General features: G+C 48.5%; 26 protein-coding genes and 1 tRNA gene. All 27 read right to left on the bottom strand.

The features are described from left to right. Positions 1-16: 16 nt before the first annotated feature. On the bottom strand, positions 17-991 hold the full coding sequence (gene ribF / locus BUQ78_RS00885; protein ID WP_074198996.1) for a riboflavin biosynthesis protein RibF: 975 nt from the start codon (positions 989-991) through the stop codon (positions 17-19). Positions 992-1021: 30 nt separating this feature from the next. Then, complete coding sequence (gene truB, locus BUQ78_RS00880; protein ID WP_074198995.1) at positions 1022-1936, bottom strand: tRNA pseudouridine(55) synthase TruB; 915 nt, start codon at positions 1934-1936, stop codon at positions 1022-1024. Then, positions 1929-2909, bottom strand: coding sequence for a DHH family phosphoesterase (locus BUQ78_RS00875; RefSeq protein ID WP_074198994.1), 981 nt, complete (start codon positions 2907-2909; stop codon positions 1929-1931). The genes truB and BUQ78_RS00875 overlap by 8 nt, the downstream gene beginning before the upstream one ends. Beyond that, positions 2902-3282 carry a 30S ribosome-binding factor RbfA gene (rbfA, locus tag BUQ78_RS00870; RefSeq protein ID WP_014806802.1) on the bottom strand — a complete coding sequence of 127 codons (381 nt, stop codon included), beginning with the start codon at positions 3280-3282 and terminating at the stop codon, positions 2902-2904. Before rbfA ends, BUQ78_RS00875 begins: the two co-directional genes overlap by 8 nt. Next, a complete protein-coding gene (locus tag BUQ78_RS00865) occupies positions 3263-3592 on the bottom strand; it encodes a DUF503 domain-containing protein (protein ID WP_014806803.1) in 330 nt (109 codons plus the stop codon). Before BUQ78_RS00865 ends, rbfA begins: the two co-directional genes overlap by 20 nt. After that, complete coding sequence (gene infB, locus BUQ78_RS00860) at positions 3589-5544, bottom strand: translation initiation factor IF-2 (protein ID WP_404792215.1); 1956 nt, start codon at positions 5542-5544, stop codon at positions 3589-3591. The genes BUQ78_RS00865 and infB overlap by 4 nt, the downstream gene beginning before the upstream one ends. Before the next feature lie 61 nt (positions 5545-5605). Further along, positions 5606-5899, bottom strand: a complete 294-nt coding sequence (gene rnpM, locus BUQ78_RS00855) for an RNase P modulator RnpM (protein ID WP_318259426.1) — start codon at positions 5897-5899, stop codon at positions 5606-5608. Next, the gene (nusA, locus tag BUQ78_RS00850) at positions 5881-6999 is read right to left on the bottom strand and encodes a transcription termination factor NusA (protein ID WP_074198992.1); all 1119 of its coding nucleotides are present in this window, start codon (positions 6997-6999) and stop codon (positions 5881-5883) included. The genes rnpM and nusA overlap by 19 nt, the downstream gene beginning before the upstream one ends. Before the next feature lie 30 nt (positions 7000-7029). Next, positions 7030-7521 carry a ribosome maturation factor RimP gene (locus BUQ78_RS00845; protein WP_074198991.1) on the bottom strand — a complete coding sequence of 164 codons (492 nt, stop codon included), beginning with the start codon at positions 7519-7521 and terminating at the stop codon, positions 7030-7032. Between the two features lie 172 nt (positions 7522-7693). Continuing rightward, positions 7694-7972, bottom strand: coding sequence for an HU family DNA-binding protein (locus BUQ78_RS00840; protein WP_014806808.1), 279 nt, complete (start codon positions 7970-7972; stop codon positions 7694-7696). Positions 7973-8050: 78 nt separating this feature from the next. Beyond that, positions 8051-9373, bottom strand: coding sequence for a ribosome biogenesis GTPase Der (gene der / locus BUQ78_RS00835; protein WP_074198990.1), 1323 nt, complete (start codon positions 9371-9373; stop codon positions 8051-8053). Positions 9374-9387: 14 nt separating this feature from the next. Continuing rightward, a complete protein-coding gene (locus BUQ78_RS00830; RefSeq protein WP_074198989.1) occupies positions 9388-11187 on the bottom strand; it encodes a primosomal protein N' family DNA-binding protein in 1800 nt (599 codons plus the stop codon). Between the two features lie 3 nt (positions 11188-11190). Further along, positions 11191-12405: a bifunctional phosphopantothenoylcysteine decarboxylase/phosphopantothenate--cysteine ligase CoaBC gene (gene coaBC / locus BUQ78_RS00825; RefSeq protein ID WP_074198988.1), complete on the bottom strand. Its 1215-nt coding sequence runs from the start codon at positions 12403-12405 to the stop codon at positions 11191-11193. Between the two features lie 11 nt (positions 12406-12416). Next, positions 12417-12638, bottom strand: a complete 222-nt coding sequence (gene rpoZ / locus BUQ78_RS00820) for a DNA-directed RNA polymerase subunit omega (RefSeq protein WP_014806812.1) — start codon at positions 12636-12638, stop codon at positions 12417-12419. After that, complete coding sequence (gene gmk / locus BUQ78_RS00815; RefSeq protein WP_074198987.1) at positions 12589-13218, bottom strand: guanylate kinase; 630 nt, start codon at positions 13216-13218, stop codon at positions 12589-12591. The genes rpoZ and gmk overlap by 50 nt, the downstream gene beginning before the upstream one ends. Then, the gene (locus BUQ78_RS00810; protein WP_014806814.1) at positions 13208-13465 is read right to left on the bottom strand and encodes a DUF370 domain-containing protein; all 258 of its coding nucleotides are present in this window, start codon (positions 13463-13465) and stop codon (positions 13208-13210) included. The genes gmk and BUQ78_RS00810 overlap by 11 nt, the downstream gene beginning before the upstream one ends. Before the next feature lie 11 nt (positions 13466-13476). Further along, entirely contained in the window at positions 13477-14364 is an 888-nt protein-coding gene (locus BUQ78_RS00805; RefSeq protein WP_014806815.1) for a YicC/YloC family endoribonuclease, read from the bottom strand. 17 nt (positions 14365-14381) lie between these two features. After that, entirely contained in the window at positions 14382-15521 is a 1140-nt protein-coding gene (gene hflX, locus BUQ78_RS00800) for a GTPase HflX (protein ID WP_014806816.1), read from the bottom strand. After that, positions 15514-16155 carry a lysophospholipid acyltransferase family protein gene (locus tag BUQ78_RS00795; RefSeq protein WP_014806817.1) on the bottom strand — a complete coding sequence of 214 codons (642 nt, stop codon included), beginning with the start codon at positions 16153-16155 and terminating at the stop codon, positions 15514-15516. Before BUQ78_RS00795 ends, hflX begins: the two co-directional genes overlap by 8 nt. Continuing rightward, positions 16145-16831, bottom strand: a complete 687-nt coding sequence (gene cmk, locus BUQ78_RS00790; protein WP_014806818.1) for a (d)CMP kinase — start codon at positions 16829-16831, stop codon at positions 16145-16147. Before cmk ends, BUQ78_RS00795 begins: the two co-directional genes overlap by 11 nt. Next, on the bottom strand, positions 16828-17718 hold the full coding sequence (locus BUQ78_RS00785) for an HDOD domain-containing protein (protein ID WP_074198986.1): 891 nt from the start codon (positions 17716-17718) through the stop codon (positions 16828-16830). Before BUQ78_RS00785 ends, cmk begins: the two co-directional genes overlap by 4 nt. Before the next feature lie 28 nt (positions 17719-17746). After that, positions 17747-18514, bottom strand: coding sequence for a pseudouridine synthase (locus tag BUQ78_RS00780; RefSeq protein ID WP_084532123.1), 768 nt, complete (start codon positions 18512-18514; stop codon positions 17747-17749). After that, positions 18495-19043, bottom strand: a complete 549-nt coding sequence (scpB, locus tag BUQ78_RS00775; protein ID WP_014806821.1) for an SMC-Scp complex subunit ScpB — start codon at positions 19041-19043, stop codon at positions 18495-18497. Before scpB ends, BUQ78_RS00780 begins: the two co-directional genes overlap by 20 nt. Beyond that, positions 19024-19746, bottom strand: coding sequence for a segregation and condensation protein A (locus BUQ78_RS00770; RefSeq protein WP_074198985.1), 723 nt, complete (start codon positions 19744-19746; stop codon positions 19024-19026). Before BUQ78_RS00770 ends, scpB begins: the two co-directional genes overlap by 20 nt. A 62-nt stretch (positions 19747-19808) precedes the next feature. After that, the gene (trpS, locus tag BUQ78_RS00765) at positions 19809-20801 is read right to left on the bottom strand and encodes a tryptophan--tRNA ligase (RefSeq protein ID WP_074198984.1); all 993 of its coding nucleotides are present in this window, start codon (positions 20799-20801) and stop codon (positions 19809-19811) included. A gap of 23 nt (positions 20802-20824) precedes the next feature. After that, positions 20825-21616, bottom strand: a complete 792-nt coding sequence (locus BUQ78_RS00760; protein WP_014806824.1) for a Nif3-like dinuclear metal center hexameric protein — start codon at positions 21614-21616, stop codon at positions 20825-20827. A 71-nt stretch (positions 21617-21687) separates the two neighbouring features. Continuing rightward, positions 21688-21764, bottom strand: a tRNA-Ile gene (locus BUQ78_RS00755). Positions 21765-21778: the final 14 nt, after the last annotated feature.

Raw genomic sequence — 21778 nt, 5'->3', positions numbered from 1 at the left:
GATGTTATTTTATTCCCTAAAGGCCTAAACGTAAACCAGCGTCTAGCACCTTGATGCTTGATTCGTAAGTCTCCCAATGTTTTTTAAGGGCAACGAGCAGGGATTCGTGTTCGTAAAACCATTTGCGGCAAAACTCCTTGGCATGTATTACATCTTCCTTCATCTGGGCTATCAATGCCTGGGCAGATTCAAACTTTCTTTCTTCCCTAATGTGGTTCAAAAACAGGACGATCATCATCTCGCCGTAAAGGTCACCATCAAATTCGTCGAGATGGACTTCGGCGTGAATTTCCGTGCCCCTTTCGAAGGTCGGATTATATCCTATGTTTAAAGCTCCCGACCACCAGCGTTCTTGGGTCAGGACTGCAGTCGCGTAAACTCCCCTTGGGGGAACTAGCTTATAACTCGATAGGCGCAGGTTGGCCGTAGGGAACCCAAGCTTTCGTCCGCGTTGGTTGCCCTCCACGACCCTGGATATGATGAAGTAGGGATACCCTAACATCCTTTGGGTCTGGGGCATAAGTCCTTTTTGCGTGAGTTGTCTGATCAAGGAACTGCTTACCACCATGTCGTCTATTCTGAGAGGTGGGATCGCTGCGAAAAACCATCCTTTTCGGGATAAATACTCCCTGAGAAATGCCACATCTCCGCTGCGGTTTCTGCCGAACTTGAAATTTTCCCCAACTATGATTCCCTTGGCCCTGAAACGCCTTTCCAGCTCTTCGATGAAATCAGCAGGCGATAGATCCTTTATTTGATAGAATGGCATCTTTAAAACTTTAGGAATCCCCAAAAAAGATGCGATGAAATCCCTTTCCAAATCTGTAAAAAGCGGCACGAACTTGCCGTTTCCAAGCACAATCTGGGGATGGGGAACGAAGGTCAGCACTCCCCAAGGAAGGCTCATCCTGCCGGATACGTCACGTGCTATATCAAACAGCGCTTGATGTCCTTTGTGAAATCCGTCAAAGGATCCCAATACCAAAATCATTGAAAACCACCCCTGTTGCGCATCGAAAGTTTAAAGGAAAATATTTGTGACCGGCTTTATAACACAGCCTGAGTCATGCCATTTGATATCGCAAAAAGAAATTAAATCTTTGCCCTTAACCGCAAAGGCCTTCGATGGTTCAATCGTCCCCCACTCTTTTATTCGAGGAACATCGGATAGACTTTGGCCTTTAGCCAAAATCTCTTCTTCCCCTTCGTTGGCCTCGCACGTACAGAAGGCCTTTAAGAGTTCATATGGCGAACATACCTTTGAAAGGACCTCCTCCTCGGACATCTCGTACAGGCAATCCATAGGGATTGCATCTTTAAGCTCAAAGGGCCCTATCTTCGTGCGCTGCAAAAAATCTACATGAGCGTAACATCCAAGCTTTATGCCTAAATCTCGCGCCAAGCCCCTAACGTAGGTTCCTTTGGAGCACTCGAGATCCAACGTGAATTTGCCCTCCTCCGAGATGGGGCTGGTCCTTTTAATGCTTTGGACGAATACGACCCTTTCGGGTAGCTCTGGAGACTCGTCGTTCCTTGCTATTTCGTATGCACGCCTTCCATTGACGGATATTGCGGATACCTTGGGCGGAACCTGGTGCCTATGTCCCAAGAAGGATACTAATGCCAGGTCTATATCTTCTTCCTTGATGTGTCTCCACTCGCTTTTGCGTTGGACCTGGCCCGTTGAGTCATCGGTATCCGTTTGTTCCCCAAGTTTTATGGTCGTTACATATGTTTTTGGCAAGTTCATCACGTAGGGAGAGCTTCGCGTCATCTTGCCCAAAAGCAACACCAACAAGCCGCATGCCGGTACGTCCAGAGTTCCAGCATGTCCTACCTTGGTTTTTCGGCCTGCTTTACTGCGAAGTATATTTACGCAGGCAGCACTGCTCATGCCTTTTGGTTTATCGATCAAAATGAATCCGGAGCTATACATCTTGCGTGTATTCCTCGAGCGTCTGGAGTACAGTTTTTACTGCCCTCTCTAAAGGCAGGCGAAGTTTGCAGGCAGCAGCCTGGGGATGTCCTCCTCCGTCCCATTTTTGAGCCAGTTCCCTGACTGACACGCCCGTTATCGACCTGAAGCTGACGCGCACTTCGTCTTCCCCTTCCGTGAGCAGCGCGCTTATTGCGGCTCCTCTGACGTATAAAAGCTGGTTGACTATCCCCTCCGAGTCATAGGAGTCGGCACCGAGCTTTTCAAAGTCTTCAAGTTTAAGCCAACTTATTACTGCCTTCCCATTAGAAGTGGACAAAGCGCGTATGAAGGCGTACCCCCATAGCTTTAAGCCTGCAAGGCTTCGATTGGCGTATATGTGCCTGAAGATCTGTTCTGGGTTTATGCCTGTGTTTAAGATATCTCGAGCTATTGCATGGGCCTTGGATGTCGTGTTTGAATAGGTGAAATGACCTGTATCGGTGATTATGCCGGTATAGATTCCCAAAAGGGAATCCTTGGGAATCGGGTGTTCGGATTCCTTAAACAGATCCCACACTATCTCGGCGGTCGCGCAGGATGTGGGATCAACGTAATTTAGGTGCCCAAATCTTTGGTTGTCCATGTGATGATCTATGTTGACAATCAAAGTCAGATCGTCTTCAATGCCGGCAACGCACCTCGACAGGTTGCTCGTATCCAGAACGATTATTGCCCTGTCTGGTCCCTTTAATTGATCGGGAACCCTTTCAAGCACTTGGTAAACATCAACGTAAGGGAGGAACTCGTACACCTTTGGTACGGGATGCGTCCCTCCCCACAGACACTTTTTGCCCATTTCAGTTCCCCAGCAATAAAAAGCGCTTCCGGAGCCTATCGCATCTCCGTCAGGCCTTTCATGAACGAATATTGCCCAAATGTCCCTTTTTTCTATTGCTTTCGCAATGTCCTTCAGGGTAGCCTGGTCATTCATGACTGCCTTCGTCGTCCTTATCATCCTTGGGGTTTTCTTGAGCTATCTTGTTCAATAACGCCTCTATCCGTTGAGCCCTATCCTCGCTGTCGTCGACCACAAAGACGAGCTTCGGGGCTATCCTTAACCTCATCTGCCTGCACACTATCCCGCTCAGGGCCCCTGCCAGATTATTGAGCGACTTGCCTATCTCTTCCAATTCGGATTTATCGATTGAGGTGAAGTATACCTTAGCCAGGCTCAAGTCGTTGGTGCATCTGACCTCGGTGATCACTGCTTTCTTTAAAGTTGGGTCTTTGGTGTTATTTAAAAGGAACTCGGAGATCTCTCTCATCATCTCCTTGTTGACTCGTTCAACCCTTAATTTGTCCATAATACTCAACCTCACGATCGAAATTAATTATCTCGAATCCGTTTTTAGCCTCAGCTGAAAGGACGCTGCGTTCCACCGCGTCAAGCAGGCTTTCGGCCTCTTTGGCGGAAGAGGTAACCGAAGCCACGGCTATATAGGCCAAGTCCCAAGTGTTGTCGGGGCCAAGGTCGCTAACGGATACGTTTAGCCTTTTCCTTAAAAGGTCGATCAACGACTTAACGACATGACGCCTATCCTTTAGACTTCCGGCAGAAGGTATCCTTATGGTCATCAATGTTATTGCCAGAAATATCTTTGGAACGCCCGTCATGAAACATCACTCAGATGACGTTTTTCCTCCACTACCTCGAACGCTTCTATAATGTCGCCTTCTCTCAAGTCCTGAAATCCGGCCAAGCCTATCCCGCATTCATAGCCGGCGTTGACCTCTCTCACGTCGTCTTTAAATCTCTTTAGGCTCAACAATGAGCCTTCCCATATCACGACGCCGTCCCTGATGACCCTGGCCTTGGCGTTCCGCTTTATCACGCCTTCTCTTACGTAACATCCGGCAATTTGCCCAACCTTGGGCACCTTAAAGACAGCTCGTACCTCGGCTTCTCCTAAAATTTGTTCCTTCAATTTCGGGGCAAGCATGCCTTCGACGGCTGCCTTTACGTCGTCAATCACGTCGTAGATGGTCCTGTACAGCCTTATTTGTATGCCCTTTTGCTCGGCCAATTTTTTGGCATTTCCGTCTGGACGGACGTTAAAGCCTATTATTATGGCGTTGGAGGCATCGGCCAGCATTACGTCTGATTCGGTTATCCTTCCTACGCCTTCATGGACTACTTCAATGCCTACCTCTTCTACGGCCAGTCGCATCAACGAAGATTTGATTGCCTCCAAGGTACCCTGCACGTCCGATTTCAGTATCATCCTTACTACGGGCTTTTCTCCCTTCTCCATCTGTTCAAAGAGCTCTTCAAGGGAGGTCCTCTTTACAGCTTGCATCTCCTGTTGTCGCTTCTTTTCCATGTATTGCTCAACGGCCTCTCGGGCTGCTCTTTCGTCGTCTACCTTAATAAATCTCTCACCGGCCTGCGGGACATCTTCCAGGCCCAATATTTTGGCCGGCAAGCTTGGCGTGACCTCGTCGACGTTGCGCCCAAGATGGTCCATCATAGCCCGCACGCGCCCCCAGGTCGTCTCGAAAAGCAGGATATCTCCCCTTCTTAAGGTCCCCTGTTGGACGATTACGTTAGCTACAGGTCCTTTCCCCTTGTCAAGCTCCGCTTCTATGACCACGCCCTGGGGAGTAGCCTCGTAATCTGCCACCAACTCGTTCATCTCTGCTACCAGCAATATCATTTCAAGGAGCTGGTCCACGTTTAGCCCCGTCTTGGCGGATATCTCGACCATGATCGTATCTCCGCCCCACTCTTCTGGGATGAGGCCCAGATCCGCAAGCTGTTGTTTCACCCTGTCGGGTTTGGCTGAGGGTTTGTCGATCTTGTTTATGGCCACGATTATTGGGGTGTTTGCAGCTTTGGCGTGATTCAACGCCTCTATCGTTTGAGGCATCACTCCGTCGTCAGCCGCAACGATCAGTACGACTATGTCCGTTACCTGCGCTCCCCTTGCTCTCATGGAGGTGAAAGCCTCATGGCCTGGCGTGTCGAGAAACACAATCTTCTTGCCGTTGTGCTCTACCACGGAAGCGCCGATATGCTGTGTTATTCCTCCGAACTCCCGTGCGGTGACGTTAGTCTTTCTTATATAATCCAGGAGCGTCGTCTTGCCGTGGTCGACGTGACCCATTACGGTTACTATTGGAGGCCTGGGCAACAAGTTCTTGGGCTTTTCATGTTTCTTTGGTTCAACCGTCCTGACCCTGGGTTCGTCTTTTGTCTCAGCGCTTGCTGGGACGATCTTTACGTTCACGCCTAATACCTTGTTTATGGTCTTTGCTATATCCTCATTGATCACGGCATTGGCCGGTACCATGAAGCCTGCCGAGATCAATTCTTTGACCAAAGTCGTCGCGGGCTTTCCAAGGCGATTTGCCACATCTTCGACAGTTGAACCTTCGCTTATCTCTAAGGTGTCCAAGGTTGTCGCAACCTCTTCGCTCCTTTTGCCTAACTTTGATTCCTTTTCTTCGCGCAGCGTCTCCTCAATAATTTGTGCCACGTCCGTATCGATAGAGCTCATATGACTTTTAGCCTCCACCCCTAGATCTTGTATTATTTGCAAGAGGTCTTTATTGTCGATATTTAACATCTTTGCCAATTCGTAAATTCTTATTTTTCTTTTTCCCAAATGCCATTCCCCCTTTGGAAATTCACTGGCCGGCACCTTCGGTTTCGGCTACCTTTTTAAGCAACTCCTCATATACCTCCCGAGGAACCTCAACCTTTAACGCCTTGGAGAGCAAGTCCTTCTTCCTTGCCAGTTCAATGCAATCGATATTGTCACAGACATAGGCTCCCCTTCCCTGACCCTTACCGGTAAGATCTACATAAACGCGTCCTTCGGGGGATCTCACGATTCTGATTAGTTCCCTTTTTGGCTTTTCCGTCTTGCAGGCTACGCAAGTTCGAGGACGTCTCCTTTTGTTCATTCCTTCTTTTCCCACTCCTTGGGCAATTCCCCCTTAATTATATCCTCGAAAAGGTCCTGTAACGTCGGAAGACGATCAGGTTCCAGCACATGAATGTCCACCTTCCAGCCGGTTAACTTGGCCGCAAGCCTCACGTTCTGGCCCCCCTTGCCTATGGCCAAGGACAACTGGTCAGGTCTTACGTAGACGTTAACCGCCTTGTCCTCATCCAACCTTGGCTCAACCTTGACTATTTTAGCTGGCGACAAGGCATTTTTTATATACGTTATCGGATCGCTACTCCAAATGATAACATCAATTCGCTCGCCTGCAAGCTCGTCGCTTATGGCTTTAATCCTGTTTCCCTTCGTTCCGATACATGCTCCAACGGGGTCAACGTTGGGATCAAGTGTAGTTACGGCAACCTTGCTTCTGATGCCCGCCTCCCTGGCTATGCTTTTGATCTCGATGACCCCTTCTTTTATCTCGGGTACCTCTATTTCCAGCAAGTTCCTCAAAAGCCCGGGATGAGATCTGGACAAAAATATGTGAGGTCCTTTTGAGGTCTTGCGCACGTCCAGAACGTAAAACTTCTTCCTGTCTCCGGGACGGTAATGTTCCGTAGGTATCCGCTCCTCGCGGGGTAATATGGCGTCGATTTTATCTCCTATTCGGACCAAGACCTGTCCCCCTTCATCTCTAAAGACGACGCCGGTTACGGTCTCCCCTACCTTTCCCGAGAAATCGTTGTATATTATTTGACGCTCGGCATCCTTAAGCCTTTGTATGATTACTTGCCTTGCCGTCTGAGCGGCGATCCTGCCGAAATCCCTAGGCGAAACCTCTATCTTAACCGTTTCACCGCGATCGACGTCGAAGCCAAGCGACCTTGCCTCCTCGAGCGATATCTCGTAAGTGGGATTTTTTACCGTATCCACGACTTCTTTGATCTCGAATATCTTTATGATACCGTTTTCGGAGTCAAGCTCTACCTCGACGTTTGTGTTCGCACCTTTATATTTCTTGTAGGCCGAGACTAATGCCGCTTCAATACTAGAAATTATCACGTCCATGGGCAATCCCTTATCGGACTCTATTTGTTTTAATGCTCGCATGAAATCCTTTCCTAATTCCATTGCTACCATCTCCCTCTTTAAAACAATCGCTCACTTGTCATCGTCGTTTTCTTGTTCTGGCACTAGGCGTGCCTTCGAAATATTCTGAAAAGCAATCAATGCGCATGTTCCGTCCTCAAGGAGCAGCTTGACATCATTGTTGCTTAAGACGTCTATAATCTTGCCCTTGAACTTCCGTCTCGATTCGATCGGCTCATGTGTCCTGATGCGAACCGTCTTGCCTATGTTTGCCTTGTAATCTTTTATGTAAAACAGAGGTGCATCTAAACCCGGAGAGCTTACCTCCAGGTAGTATCTTCCGCCGAAAAGTTCCTCTTTTGCGTCAAGGATCTTGTCCACCCTTCGAGATACTATCTCGCAATCCTTTATATTTATTCCCCCGGCAGTGTTGATGTATATCCGCAGTATCATCCTGCCGTGTTCGTGGACCAGCTCCATGCCAACGAAGTCATACCCCATGTTTTCTATTGCTTGCTTTATTTCCTCTTCGACCTTCGCCATTTCATCATTCATTTTCTGCATGGCAAATCTTCCTCCGAGTTCCGATTATCTTAAAAAAAGAAGAGTGGGAATTTGCCCACTCTCCAAAAATTTACCCCCTTGAGCCCATTGTGCTTTGAATTTTATCATCGATCAGTTCAATTTTCAAGCACTGTTGGGCACAAGGGGCTTGATGTCAGCGAATAAAAAAGTACTATTTGCCTACTGCTTCCTTTAGCATCTTTCCGGCTCGAAATGCAGGGACCTTTTTTTCCGGTATCTCGATGATTTCCGTCGGGTTTTGAGGGTTGCGACCCTTCCTGGCAGCCCTATTGCGCACCTCGAAGGTTCCAAACCCCATTATCTGAACTTCTTCTCCCTTGGAAAGGGCATCGACTATGCTCTTGATGAAGGCATCAACGGCGCTTGCCGCATCCTTCTTGCTTAAACCCGTAGCCTTCGCAACCTCATTGACGATGTCGCTCTTGGTCATCCTTTACACCTCCTTGAATTTAAGAGATCCTGTCTCCATCGATAATTATCAATGCTTTAAATGCTGCGGTCAAGCCAGCTAACGCCTATTTTTCCAAAAAACTCTCACCGGAACGCCCCTGAAATTGCCAACTTTAACCAATTCATTGATAATTTTTCGCTCAAAGGGTTTATCGACCAAATTTTGGTCGTTTACGAAGAAAACGAAGGATGGCGGTGCCGTTTCGACCTGTGTTACGTAGAAGATGTTTAAAAATCTCCCCTTACCGTCAGAGGGCAACCTTTGAAACGAAACGATGTCGCGGACCATTCTGTTTAAGATGGAAGTAGGTATACGGGTTTGTCTTAAAGTGTAAATCTCGTTGCAAACGTCGAAGATCTTGAGAATGTTCCTCTTTGATAAAGCAGACGTAGTGATTACGGGAGCGTCGTTGGTGAAGTAGAGCTGTTCCTTTGCGAATTTGATTATGCTGTCTCCCAATTTAGGTTGTCCCTCGGGAAGCAAGTCCCACTTGTTCAAGGCAACGACAAGGCCCTTTCCCTTTTCAAAGACCATGCCGGCTATGCGCTTGTCCTGCTCAGTCACCGCCTCCGTGACATCGATTACGAGCAGCACTACGTCGGCCCTGTCCATGGAGCGTTCGGCCCTCAGAAGCGAATAAAATTCGATGTCGTCCTTCAATCTGCTTTTCTTTCTTAATCCGGCGGTGTCGATGAGAAGATATTTCTTGCCTTCATATGTGATGACCGTATCGATCGAATCCCTGGTGGTTCCGGGTATATCGCTGACTATGGCCCTTTCCTCTCCTATCAGCGCGTTAAATATGCTTGATTTCCCGACGTTTGGCCTCCCGACTATGGCGATCTTGATGGCGTCGTCTTCGTCCTCCTCGACTGTCTCTTCGTCTACATGGGCCACAACGATGTCTAGTAAGTTTGAGATGTTCCTGTTGTGTTCGGCGCTTACCCCCACAACATCCTCAAATCCAAGTTTGTAGGCATCGTAAATTAGATGCTCATGCATGGGCTCGTCTATCTTGTTGACGGCCACAATTACCTTGCGGTTGCTTTTCCTAAGTATCTCCGCTATCTTTTCGTCCTGTGGCAATATGCCCTCTCTTCCATCGATCACCAAGATGATGACATTGGCTTCCTCAATTGCCCTGGCAATCTGCCTGCCTACTGCGTCTAAGAGCGGTTCGTCGTCGTTGGGGAAACCTCCGGTATCGACAAGGTAAAAGGATTTGCCTGACCATTCGACTCGCGCGTAAATCCGGTCTCTGGTCACGCCCGGGATGTCGTCGACTATTGCCAGGCGCTTCTGCACTATTCTGTTAAAGAGCGTAGATTTACCTACGTTTGCCCTTCCTATTATCGCAACTACATCGCCATTTCTACCCATTTTGATTCACCGCTTCAATCTCTCCAGATTCTTATTTTAGGAAAGCCGACCTTGGATCGGGAAATGTGAAAAAAGGGTTTCAATGCCTCTCGCATGTTCTTCAAGTCCTTGGTCTTTACCCACAAACGACCCTCGTCGGCTATTGGCTTATACACGGCAAATCCCGATTTGTCAAGGGATGGAAGGATGTCGTCTGTGATTTTCAGTGGGCCCGTTATCTCGACTAAAAGCTCAAAGGGCGGGAAACCGAGCTCACGCCTTTCTGCTAGTTCTTCGTCCCAAAACAAATGCCATCCGCGGCGCAATCCTCTTTGCCAACCGCGGTAAGGCGTTCTTGACTGCACTATCACATTTCTGCTATCGGGATCTTTGCCCCTGCAGCGTGACTCCCATATCATGCTAAATGCCGTAAAACGCGCGTCGTACAACGGCCTTCTCGCTTCGGCGTCAGCGTCCACCCAGCCTACCACTCCCACAAAGCAGTCGTCGCAGAACGTCACCGATAACCTGGAGCCGACTATTATCCCGCCATCTTTTAGGTCGTTGAGCACCATAGTTCTTCGCTTCTTGCCGCTTTCTTCCTTATACCATGTGTGGACAGGTATGGCAGGGTCGACCAGGCTGCGCGCTATCCGATAAAGGGCCTCGATGCCCGGCCTCCTTCCCATTATGAAGTTTGACATGCACGAAGGGCAGACCGTGGGCATCTCATACCTTTTCCCACAGATTGGGCAAACGACGATATCCCGGGTAAGCCTGCAAAGGCTCCCACATTCGGGGCACGTCATCATCCAACCGCATTCCTCGCATGAAATCTCGCCGACGTACCCCTTGCGGTCCAATATCCAAAGAGCAATTTTACCGCTATTTACGGCGTCCAGCGACGAAGTTAGAAGCGTCGAGCTGATGGGAATCCCCCGGGTTACGCCGGGAAGCTCAAGACAGCTAGCTTTCCTTATGTTGACGAAATGAATTTGACCTTTAGGTTTTTCCTCAAGCTGCGGTTTCTTCAATAAATAGACCCTGGACGAAGGCATTCGCCCTCCAAATATCAGCGTAGCCCCCCAAGTTTGAGCCCTTTTTGCCGCAATGTGACGCAATGATATGTAGGGGTATCTTGCGAAGTTATAGGAAGAGCTTGCTTCCTCTTCTATCAGGATAAAATCTATTGGAGCAAGCGGCGCAAAAAGCAAACCAGCAGACCCCACGATGACTGAGACCTCCCCCCGTCTCGTCTTCAACCAGGCATCGAAGCCTTTTTTGCCGCCGCCTGAGGGCCACAGCAAACCCTTTTTCTTAATATGGCACGGAAGGATGTCCCAAAAAGATCTGGCTACGGTCTCTTCGGGGAAAAAAACCAGGCCGTAGCCAGCTTCCTCTATGATATCTACATATCTCGCATATCTTTTCTCGTCGCTTGCCTCATAGAAGCACCTTTCCTGATAAGTGCCCCTTGAAGGTTTTTGTCGCGATAAGTCTTGATGGTCAACGTTACAGCCTTTAGTCACCTGAGGCGGACACATAAGCCTTAATGCCTCGGATTGGCTGCATAGGTACTGGCGGGATATCCATTCGCTTAAACTCCACAGCTCTTCGTTAAGCGGAGGAACTTGATCTAGTACTTCCGTGACTTCCTTGATCTCGTAGGAGGGCTTTTCATCCAGTTTTTCCTTAACGGCCAGCACAAATCCAACTCTCTTCCCGCCGCGTGGTCCCATAGGGACGACCACTCTGCAGCCTGTCTCTACGATTTGAGGAGTGCTATAGGTCAAAGGGTGCCACCATATACCGGGCACCAATACATCGACATACATCTTTTAGGCCGGAAACTCCGACTCTACGACATCCCACAGCCCCCAGGCCACGTCTTCCTTCGTTCCGGCAAGTTTGACCATGCGGCCGTTTTTGCAAATAACGGTTACCGAATTAGTGTCCGATTCAAAACCGCTGCCCTTGGCGGTTATGTCGTTTGCTACTATCATGTCCATATTTTTCTTCTTCAATTTTGATGCGGCGTTTTCCAAAAGTTCGTGAGATTCGGCTGCAAAGCCGATGAGTATTTGGCCGTCCCTTTTTCTTCTTCCCACCTCTGCAGCTATGTCGGGGTTCTCTTCAAGCGTGACCTGAAGGCTGCCTTTTCCTTCGCGTTTAATTTTTTGCTCAAAAACTGTGGCGAACTTATAATCTCCTACGGCTGCAGATTTTACGATAATGTCGGCCTTTTCACACTCATCCATCACGGCCCTGTACATCTCTTCGGCTGTCGTGACGTTTACGACCTTGACGCCGTAAGGTGGCTTTATGCAGGTAGGTCCCTTTATTAAGGTTACTTCTGCTCCACGATACCATGCAGTCTTTGCTACGGCATATCCCATCTTGCCGGAGCTGGGATTGCTGATGAACCTGACTGGGTCCATGAACTCCCTCGTGGGGCCGGCTGTGACCAAGATCTTCTTGCCTGCTAGGTCTTTTTTCGGCGACAGCGTATTCCACAGTACTTCAAGAATTACCTCGTTTTCGGGCAGCCTTCCTTTGCCTTCGTATCCGCAGGCAAGCTCTCCCTCTTCGGGGGGAATGACGATATAACCCATATCGCGTGCCATGCTTACGTGGCGCTGGGTGGCCGGGTGTTCCCACATATGCACATTCATGGCAGGGAAAATGATGACCGGTGCTCTGGTGGCAAGCATGGTTGCTCCAAGCAGTGTATCGGCTTCACCTAAGGCAGCACGCCTAAGTACATTAGCGGTGGCTGGGGCTACAAGAAAGGCTTGTGCCCAATCGGCAAGCGATATATGAGGTATTTTCCAGCCCTGCTCGTCGCTTAAGAAATCCTCCTCAAGCCAGGTGCGTCTGCCGGTGAGAGTGGATAAGGTCAAAGGGGTAACGAAAGAGGTGGCTGCCTTGGTCATAATTACCTCCACATCGTTGCCACCCTTTCTTATTGCCCTTACGATCTCAGGGATCTTGTAGGCAGAGATGCCCCCCGATATACCTATGAGAATCCTTCTATTGGACTTCCACTCAAGCATGATCTTCGCCTTTAACTGGCTTGGGCCTTTTTCGTTCTCATCACGAACTTGACCTTTCCGTCCCTTACCTCTTCGATTGCTGTGACGATGGGCTTGTCCTTGCCTCCATCGAATAGGCGCTTTGCAGCGTCCTCACTCAAGGCTCTTGCCCTTTTTGCGATCATCATGGCTAAAACGTATTTGTTAGGGATGCTGTACTTCCTCATTATTTGGGCAACATCTACGTAGATCATCTTTTTTCTCTCCTTTCCTATAGCTCGTTATAATGTCGATAAGCTCATCAGTGGCTCGATTGACGTCATCGTTAATTATGGCATGATCGTAAATGTCCACCAACTTCATCTCCAACGCGGCATTGTTTAGCCGTATCATTAGGGATTCCTCGTTTTCGGTTCCCCTGGATATCAATCTCTGCTTCAATGCCTCTTCCGAGGGAGGGAGGATGAAGATCAATACCGCTTCGGGAAAGACCTTTTTTATGTTTATGGCCCCCTGTACGTCTATCTCCAAGATCACGTCTCTGCCTTCTTCCAGGTGCTTCAATACGTCATCTTTCGGAGTTCCGTAGTAGTTGCCGTGCACGAAGGCCCACTCCAAAAATTCTCCGCAGCGTTGCTTTTCGGCAAATTTCTCGGGATCTATAAAATAGTAATCCACTCCGTTTACTTCGCCTTCCCTCGGAGGCCTTGTCGTACAAGATACAGAATATATCAAATCGGGAAGTCGTTTGAAAAGTTCCCTTCGAATCGTTCCCTTCCCCGCCCCGCTGGGGCCTGAAATTACGAATAAATGCCCTCTTTTTTTAGTAACCATCGTTCGTTACCGTTCCCTCGAAACGATTTGCTATGGTCTCTGGCTGTATAGCTGATAGTATCACATGATTGCTGTCGGTCAATATCACGGCTCTAGTCCTTCTGCCCTGAGTTGCATCAATAAGCTGTCCCCTCTCCTTGGCTTCGTCTTTAAGCCTTTTGACTGGGGAGGAGTCGGGATGAATTATGGCTATTATCCTGCTCGCCACTACGACATTCCCAAACCCTATGTGGACCAATTTATTCATGTCTGATCATCTCATTCCACATTTTGGATCTGCTCTCGAATCTGTTCCAGCAGGCATTTGCCTTCAACTACATGCCAGCGAATCTCGGCATTTCCCACCTTGGAGGCTATGGTGTTTATCTCGCGAAGCATTTCCTGGAGCAGGAAGTTTAACTTTTTGCCTTCCGAAGATGGGGAGTTCAATGTCTCCCTGAATTTGGCAATATGGGACTTGCTCCTCGTGATCTCTTCCTTGATGTCCCATTTGTCCGCCATTACAGCTACCCCTTGAAGATAGGTTGTATCGCCGCTGTCTTGAGCATTGCCGGAGAGGAGCAAATCGATCTTGCGCCTGAAGTTTTCAAGTTCTTCATCAAATGCCTCATTCCATTCCTTTTCTATGGATAGGATCAAGCTCTCGTAGTCATCTATCGCCCTTGTGACAAATGAGGCTGTGTGATCTCCTTCCAGCCTTTTCATCTCGTTCCATTTTGAGATGGCTTGCCTCAAGACTGATAGAATGTCTTCAGATATTTTCTCGTAGATGTCAAAAATATGAGCCTCGGGCTGCTCAAGGACGCCAGGCAAATTTAGGAGAAGCTCAAGCTGGATTTCCTCCAACAACTTGAGCCTGCCGTGGATCGCCATCAGCTCATCAAAGTAATTTGCGAGGACCTGTCCATTGATCTTTGCCATCTTCAGGTTTGGTGCGAAAGATGCATAAACGTTGACCGTAACTTTGCCCCTTTCGAAATGCTTTGTCAGCTCTTCCGCGATGAGATTTTCGAGCATGGACAGCTCTCTAGGGCAACGTACGGTTACATCCTTATATCTTGAGTTTACGCTGTGCATATCGATTGTAATTGTGCCCCAGTCAAACGATCCGTTAGCGGCTCCATGACCTGTCATGCTTACCAGCAACGACGTTCCCCCCAATGCTAATTTAGTGCGCCCGTAAGCGACGAACTGAAATCCCCTTGTCGTAACGTTTCATCGACTTTTTTAAGGAGTAGCGGCATATTAATCTTTTTTAAAGCGCTTATTGGAATGATATCACATCCCGAATGTATAGCCAGCCTTTCCAATATAGCCTCCAGTTTCTCCTTGTTGTCCAACATGTCTATTTTATTGACGGCTATCAACCTTGAAATGGAAGCGGCACCTATTTGGCTTAACGTTTCTTCAACCACCCTCAGTGATTCAACCGGATCCTTGTCCAGCGGATCTATAACGATCAAAAGCAGTGCGGCTTCGTTGACCTCTTCCAATGTAGCGCGAAACGCTGCCACAAGCTCCACCGGAAGCTTCCTTATGAATCCCACCGTATCGGCGAAAAGAACAAGCTTGCCGCTCGGTAAACTCACCTTTCTCACCTTGGGATCCAGCGTAGCAAAGAGTTTGTCGGCGCAGTAGATATCCTCATCATGGCTCAAGGCTCTAAGCAAGGTCGATTTTCCGCTGTTCGTGTATCCCACGATGGCTACGGTCTGAGTTTCTGTTTTCTTACGCCTTTTTCTTAAGTTGAGACGCCTTCTGCGCACCTGCTCAAGCTTTCGTTGCAAGGCTACTACCTTTCGTTCGAGCTTCCTTCTGTGCCTTTCGAACTCCGTCTCTCCTGGGCCCCTGGTGCCTATGCCGCCGCCCGTCTGAGACATTTGCCACCCCAATCCCTTGAGCAGCGGGATCTCGTATTTGCACAGGGCCAACTCTACCTGCAATTTAGCCTCCGCAGAGTGAGCTCTGGCCTCGAATATCTTCATTATGACGAAGGACCTGTCCCATACCTCTGCCTTTAGGATGGAACGCATATTGTGAAGCTGCGTTGGAAGCAGAGAGTCGTTGCACACGACCAGCGTAGCGCCCAAACTTTCCATGAGGGCTTTTACCTCGTATAACTTACCCTTGCCTATGAACGTAGCCGGGTCCGGGGAAGCTCGCCTTTGATCAATTCTTCCAACGACCCTTATGTCCAGGTTGGAAAGCAGCAACGCCAACTCCTCGGCGAGAAGATCAATGTCATCGTTCGCACCCTGCCTTTCAAGACAAACGATAACGGCCTTTCTTTCTTCGTTAACCAAGCTCTAGCATCATCTCCTTGAACTGTTTTTCCAGTCGATCTAATATATCATATCGTTTCTGTTTGTCCTTCATATCATTGGGCAAATCCAGCGGGTCTATCAACGTCCCAAAGACCACCTCTATCTTCTTGGGCTTGGGAAAAGAACAACCTCGCGGCATCGCCTCAAATGTGCCCTTAATGTAAACGGGCAGCACCGGAGCCTTTGAATGGAGCGCCAGCATGGCTACACCGCCTTCCAGCGGTTGTAGCTTTCCGTCAAAGGACCTGCTTCCCTCGGGAAATATCAGGATGTCTTCCCCCATTGATAAAATATCAAGCAATGTCCTTAGCACCACCCCCGCCCTGACTTCGTCCTCCCTTGAGACAGGAATGGCCCCTAAGTGCCTTATAATACAACTTAAGACGGGAACCTTGAAGAGCTCCTCCTTTGCCAGATATCTTAATCTCCGGGGGTAAGCAACTCCGACCACGACCGGATCAAGGTTGCTGTTGTGGTTAGAGGCCACAATCACGGGGCGACCTTCGGGCAGAGTTGGTGCATTTCTTATTGACAACCTATTGTAAAGTGTCAACAAACATCGACAAAAGCATTTGGAAAAAGCGTAAAAGATGGCGTTATGCTCAAGTCTCACAGCGCTTCACCTGTAGCACCCGATCCTTTATCAGTTCCGTTACCTTGTCGACTACCTCTTCAAGCGTCAGTTCGCTGGTATCCAATATTATAGCGTCTTCCGCGGGCATAAGCGGAGACAGCTTCCTGTTGGCATCCTTTTCGTCCCTCTGGACAATTTGGTAGTATACGTCATCGAAGGATATATCAACCCCGCGCTCCATCAATTCCTTCCATCGCCTTATCGCCCTAGTCCTGGCGTCAGCCTTGAGAAATATCTTCAGATCGGCGTCAGGGAAGACCACGGTCCCCATATCCCTTCCCTCGGCGATCAGGTCCCTATCATCCCGAAGGTCCCTTTGGAGGGAAAATAAACGCCTTCTAACCACGGGTAAGGCTGCGTAGGACGAGACGACCTCGTCCACCTGTGGGGAGCGTATGGCCATGGTGACGTCATTTCCATTTACATATATCCGCTGAAGGTCCTTAATATGGATATTCATACCTTTAAGGCTTTCTTCAATTTGCGCTTCATCGTCGGGGGGTATGCCCTTTTGCAACAGGTAAAGGGCAACAGCCCTGTAAATGGCTCCCGAATCCAGATAAGCAAAACCGAGCCTTTGAGCAACCATCTTTGCCACGCTGCTCTTGCCTGAACCGGCCGGACCGTCTATCGTGATTATTACATGTCTTTTCATACGATCTCCTCTGATCTTATTTCTTCGTCCAGTTGATATAATATGTTCACTGCCTCAGATAACAACATCTCGACTTTATCCTTCAGGTTCAGCCGTTCTAATGCCATTTCCGAGATGTTATGTTGTAACCCGTCTGCACCGAGTCCAAATCCCAGCATCAGGCACATGGCATTGGCGATATGAACTACGTCTACCATGGTCCTGTAATTCTTTTTTTCTTCCGGGAGATCTTCGGGCATATGGTGATAGTGGGCTGCCATGGCATAAACCTCGGGCAATGCCCACTGATCTATGATCATTGCGCCTATTTCGGCATGGTCGAACCCTAAAACTTCCCTCTCGGCCTCGGTAAAGGGGATCGCCTTTTCCTCAACTATTTTGCTTATGATCGAATAGCCGTAACGTACATATTCATTGAGCACTATCTTTCCTATGTCGTGCAGTAAGCCTGCAAGGTAAGCTTCTTCCAGATCGACGCCGCTTAGCTTGCTGCCTATAAAGCGCGAAACGTAAGCCACGCCCAGAGAGTGGCGCCATAACTCTCCCCTATCGAGGGCATAACCCTTCTGCGATTGGGCCATAAAAGGATATATGCTTGCAGCCAGTACGATGCTTCTTAGCGTCTTGAAACCTAAAATGGCCACGGCCTCCGTAACGCTGGTAATGGTCCGGGGAATTCCATAGTAAGCGGAGTTTGCGAGTCTCAAGACACGGACCACCAACCCCTGATCCTTTGAAAGGGAACTGGCAACGTCAGAAGCACTGCTTCTTTCGTCATCGAGCTTCTTTAACGTCAGGAGGACGAATTGAGGCAGGGATGGGACGTTTTGGACCTTCTTCAATATTCTCTTTTTAATTATTTCTTTTGGACTTTCATCTTTTGCCATGGCCCGCCCTCTACACCTTAAGATTTAGCTAAATAACGCCGCCGCTGTGAACCATTTGCAACAGCTCTTCTCTTGAAAATGTCAGGAAAGCGCCTTCCTTTAGGGATACAAGCTTGAGATTTCCTATTTTTGTCCTTTTAAGTTCGACGACCTTGTATCCCAAAGCCTCGGCCATTCGTCGTACCTCCCGCTTCAGGCCTTCGTAGACTTCCACTTCGCAACGCCTTTCGTCGATGGCCTTGACAATTTTAGGCCTTACAAGTTTATCGTCAAGCCATATCCCCTTTTGCCACTTGACCACGTCCTTCGCGGCAATGGGTCTGTTTAATACGACCTGGTAGGTCTTCGATATGTTGTTTCTTGGATGTATAAGATCGTTTGCAAAATCGCCGTCGTTTGTAAGGATAAGCAATCCGCTGCTGTCTTTATCGAGCCTGCCAACCGGAAAGGGACGATATTCCCATAATTTCTTTGGAAGTAGATCTAAAACTGTCCTATATCTGGCGTCGGTCACGGCACATACGCATCCGCGAGGTTTGTTCATCACTACGTATATGCGCTTTAGTGGAACGATCGGTCGTTCGTCCACTTCCACTACTGAGCGATCGTTTACCGTGATCCAAGGCCCCGGAGCAATTTTGCCGTCTACCTTAACCCTTCCGTCGGCGACAAGTTGCTCGACCTTTCGTCTGGAACCTAACCCGCACATGGCCAAGTATTTATTCAATCTAATAATATTATTATCACTTACAGTATGTCGATTTTGCAGATCACGGTCAAGAGATGTTTCCTTCATTCCTCAATTCCTCTTCAGTGGGCAGCTCGCTAAGGGAGTTGAGGCCAAAGGCCTCTAAAAACTCCTGCGTGGTCCGATAAAGCAAGGGCGATCCCGTTCCCTTCTTCCTGCCGGCCACCCTAATAAGTCCGGATGAAAGCAAAGTCTCCAACACTTTATCGCTCCTTACACCCCTCAGCTCCTCGATCTCGGCTCTGGTTATGGGCTGTTTGTAGGCTATTATAGCAAGAGTTTCCATCGCAGCCTTGCTTAGTCGCAACCTATATCCGTAAGAGCTGTTATAACTTTCAATTACTTCGCACAAATCGCTCGCCGTCGCCATTTGCCAACCACCGGCTACGTTTATGAGAGTAAAGCCGTGCTGTGAGTCATAATGTGCCTTTATCCGGTGTAACGCTTCTTCCACGGTTTCTTTGCTTACCGAAAGAATAGAAGAAAGCTCTGTGACCTTTACAGGTTCTGTCGAGATAAACAGTATGGCCTCAATTTTCCTCGCTATTTCTGCAATTTCACGACTTGAGTCCGACATAAATATCTCCAAATTGCTGTCTTTGTTTTAAATAAATGATACCAAGTCGAGCAAGTTCTAGCAACGCTATTATCGTACTAACGACGAAGCTTTTGCTAGCCTTGTCGCTGAGCAGCTCAAGCAGCGTCACTTCTTTGAGCTCTAGTAGGGAATTTTTAATGTCGTCCATGCGAGCCTCTATTGTCTCCTCGGGGTTATCCTCCGTCATAAGGTCGATGATATCTTGCTGCGATGATCTGTTTTTTGCAGCTATATCGCCTATGATGTTCCACCAAAGCGATGCTAAAAAATAAAGATCGCCCACTTCGTAAAAAGGTCGCAGCTCTCCCGACTCTCTTGTATAGTGCTTCGATCTTCTGTAATGCAAGACCTCCAGGAATATGGCTGCGACCTTATAGGGATAAAGGGCCTCAGAGACAGAAGCGTCCCTCTCGACTAAAATTGCATCCTGCTCCTCATCGGCTTCCGCCGTCTGCTGAGGAAAAAGGGCGCGCACCTTGGACAATATCAACGCTGCGGCTCTGGCAAGAAATTCGGCCACTTCGCCAAGAGACATCTTGTCGGAGCGCAAAAGATAGTCCGCATAAACTTCGACGACCTCGCTCACGCTTACGCGGGAGGCCTCTATCTCCCTGCTTTCCAACAAGTTTACCAGAGTGGTCAGGGTGTCGTAAAAATTATCGTGATCTATCTTGACGGTCACGCGACTCTCCTTTTTCGGCAGTCAAAAAGTTGGCAATATCCGAGAGGGCGACTGCCCTTTGTCTACAGCAGGATGAAACCTACTGCGCTTTTTACTTCGTCCATTGTCTTTGAGGCAACTTCAGAAGCCTTCTTTGCGCCCTCGCGTAAGATGTCCATCATCTCCAGGCCATGAGTTTCAAAGTAACGCCTTCTTTCCTGGATGGGTTCAAGCTTAACCTTGATCCAGTCCATCAAGACTTTTTTGCAATCTATGCAGCCGATTCCGGCCGTTCTGCAACCGTGAGCAAGCTCTGCCCTTTTGTCCTCGTCTAATGTAAATACCTTATGCAACTCCCATACGGGACATTTTTCGGGCTCGCCGGGATCTGTCCTTTTCATTCGTGCCGGATCGGTCATCATGGTGCGGACCTTGTCCCACATATCGTTTAAATCCTCGGATATGAATAGGGCGTTATTGTAGGATTTGCTCATCTTCCTTCCGTCGATGCCGGGAACCCTTGGAGTGGGAGTTAGCAGTATTTCCGGTTCCGGGAAGACCTCCCTAAAGACGCTGTTGAAACGACGGGCTAGCTCTTTGGCTATCTCAAGGTGAATTGACTGATCCTCTCCGACCGGGACCTTTGTTGCCTTGTACAGCAATATATCAGCAGCCATCAGGACGGGATAGCCTAAAAATCCGTAGGTTTGAAGGTCCTTGTCGGCCATATTTTCCAGTTGTTCCTTATATATTGGGTTTCTCTCCAGCCTGCCCAGAGGGGCTATCATGGATAATGCCAGATGAAGTTCGGCATGCCCGCAAACGTGTGACTGCTGAAAGATGACTGCCTTGTTAGGGTCTAGTCCGACCGCAAGCCAATCCAATAAGATTTCTTTACAGTAACCCTTAATTGCAGAGCTGTTCATATACTCCGACATCAAGGCATGCCAATCTACGATGCAGTAATAGCATTCGAACTCCTCTTGGAGCTTGAGCCAATTGCTTAAGGCACCGGCCAAATGTCCAAGGTGTAATCTGCCAGTAGGTCGCATACCGCTGAACACGCACTCTTTCATCATATCACCCCACCATAAATAGACTAAAAAGACATAACCTCAGCCGAGGCGTAAGGCTTAATATCGGTCAAATCATATACTTTAACCGGAAGGTAATGCTGCAAGTCCTGTATAAACTTAAATAAACCACTTCGCTCCATTTCGCCATGATCGACAATTGCTACTGTTAAATGTCGTTGCGCCTCGATTATTTGATGATATTTCATGTCGGCGGTTATGTATATATCGGCCCCCAGATTCCAAGCATCACTCCACAATTCGCCACCGGAGCCTCCGCACAGAGCTATGGTTTTAAAATCAGCCTTGCTTCCGTAAAATTTCACCCACGATACCCTCCACCTCTCGTTTAAGAGGTTGGCAAGCTCTTCGCGAGAGATCTCGTTTTTAAGGTATCCTACAGCTCCTAATCCAAAGGCTCCTTCCTGACTCTGAAGCAAAGGCTTAAAGTCAAGCAAGTTTATTAACTCAGCCAATGCAACATTTATTCCATTATAGGCCACATCAAGGTTCGTATGGGCTGCAATTAAATTTATATTGTGGCGTGCTGCTGTACAAAGAAGGGATGCTGTATAATCCGTAGTCTCCCAACGCTTCATCGGAGTGATGAGGGGCGGATGATGTGTAACTATGGTGTTGATTTTGTTGACGTTCGCCTTTTCGATGACCTCGATGGTAAGGTCCAAGGCAACAGCAACGCCTTCGACATGCGAGCTGGGATCTCCTAATATAAGCCCAGAATTATCCCACTCTTCCTGCAGTTTAAAAGGGGCCATTTTATCCACCATGTTTAGAATATCCCTTATCGTGCAGAGCATGGCAAACATCTCCTCAAACTGGCAGTAACTAACAGAAAAAGCCACCTGAAAGGTGGCTTTAGTTAACTAACTGGTGGGCCCACCTGGACTCGAACCAGGAACCTTCCGGTTATGAGCCGGTGGCTCTAACCTGTTGAGCTATGGGCCCAAACCCTTAAGCAT

It is taken from the genome of Acetomicrobium flavidum (assembly GCF_900129645.1).
Lineage (GTDB): Bacteria > Synergistota > Synergistia > Synergistales > Acetomicrobiaceae > Acetomicrobium > Acetomicrobium flavidum.
The sequence above is the reverse complement of the archived record's forward strand: the minus strand, read 5'-3'. Positions and strand labels throughout refer to the sequence as shown.

Bases quoted from the DNA above. Each gene is read 5' to 3' on its own strand.
- coaBC (WP_074198988.1), bottom strand. From the start codon at position 12,405: ATGCTTGAGTGGAAGTCCAATAGAAGGATTCTCATAGGTATATCGGGG.
- BUQ78_RS00865 (WP_014806803.1), bottom strand. From the start codon at position 3,592: ATGACGGGCGTTCCAAAGATATTTCTGGCAATAACATTGATGACCATA.
- scpB (WP_014806821.1), bottom strand. From the start codon at position 19,043: ATGTCGGACTCAAGTCGTGAAATTGCAGAAATAGCGAGGAAAATTGAG.
- BUQ78_RS00810 (WP_014806814.1), bottom strand. From the start codon at position 13,465: ATGAATAAATTGGTCCACATAGGGTTTGGGAATGTCGTAGTGGCGAGC.
- nusA (WP_074198992.1), bottom strand. From the start codon at position 6,999: ATGGAATTAGGAAAGGATTTCATGCGAGCATTAAAACAAATAGAGTCC.
- cmk (WP_014806818.1), bottom strand. From the start codon at position 16,831: ATGAAAAGACATGTAATAATCACGATAGACGGTCCGGCCGGTTCAGGC.
- BUQ78_RS00875 (WP_074198994.1), bottom strand. From the start codon at position 2,909: ATGAATGACCAGGCTACCCTGAAGGACATTGCGAAAGCAATAGAAAAA.
- ribF (WP_074198996.1), bottom strand. From the start codon at position 991: ATGATTTTGGTATTGGGATCCTTTGACGGATTTCACAAAGGACATCAA.
- BUQ78_RS00780 (WP_084532123.1), bottom strand. From the start codon at position 18,514: ATGAAGGAAACATCTCTTGACCGTGATCTGCAAAATCGACATACTGTA.
- trpS (WP_074198984.1), bottom strand. From the start codon at position 20,801: ATGAAAGAGTGCGTGTTCAGCGGTATGCGACCTACTGGCAGATTACAC.
- rpoZ (WP_014806812.1), bottom strand. From the start codon at position 12,638: ATGATCTACGTAGATGTTGCCCAAATAATGAGGAAGTACAGCATCCCT.
- infB (WP_404792215.1), bottom strand. From the start codon at position 5,544: ATGTTAAATATCGACAATAAAGACCTCTTGCAAATAATACAAGATCTA.
- BUQ78_RS00785 (WP_074198986.1), bottom strand. From the start codon at position 17,718: ATGGCAAAAGATGAAAGTCCAAAAGAAATAATTAAAAAGAGAATATTG.
- BUQ78_RS00840 (WP_014806808.1), bottom strand. From the start codon at position 7,972: ATGACCAAGAGCGACATCGTCAATGAGGTTGCGAAGGCTACGGGTTTA.
- gmk (WP_074198987.1), bottom strand. From the start codon at position 13,218: ATGGTTACTAAAAAAAGAGGGCATTTATTCGTAATTTCAGGCCCCAGC.
- truB (WP_074198995.1), bottom strand. From the start codon at position 1,936: ATGTATAGCTCCGGATTCATTTTGATCGATAAACCAAAAGGCATGAGC.
- BUQ78_RS00760 (WP_014806824.1), bottom strand. From the start codon at position 21,616: ATGCTCTGCACGATAAGGGATATTCTAAACATGGTGGATAAAATGGCC.
- BUQ78_RS00845 (WP_074198991.1), bottom strand. From the start codon at position 7,521: ATGCAGAAAATGAATGATGAAATGGCGAAGGTCGAAGAGGAAATAAAG.
- rbfA (WP_014806802.1), bottom strand. From the start codon at position 3,282: ATGGACAAATTAAGGGTTGAACGAGTCAACAAGGAGATGATGAGAGAG.
- BUQ78_RS00830 (WP_074198989.1), bottom strand. From the start codon at position 11,187: ATGTATGTCGATGTATTGGTGCCCGGTATATGGTGGCACCCTTTGACC.
- der (WP_074198990.1), bottom strand. From the start codon at position 9,373: ATGGGTAGAAATGGCGATGTAGTTGCGATAATAGGAAGGGCAAACGTA.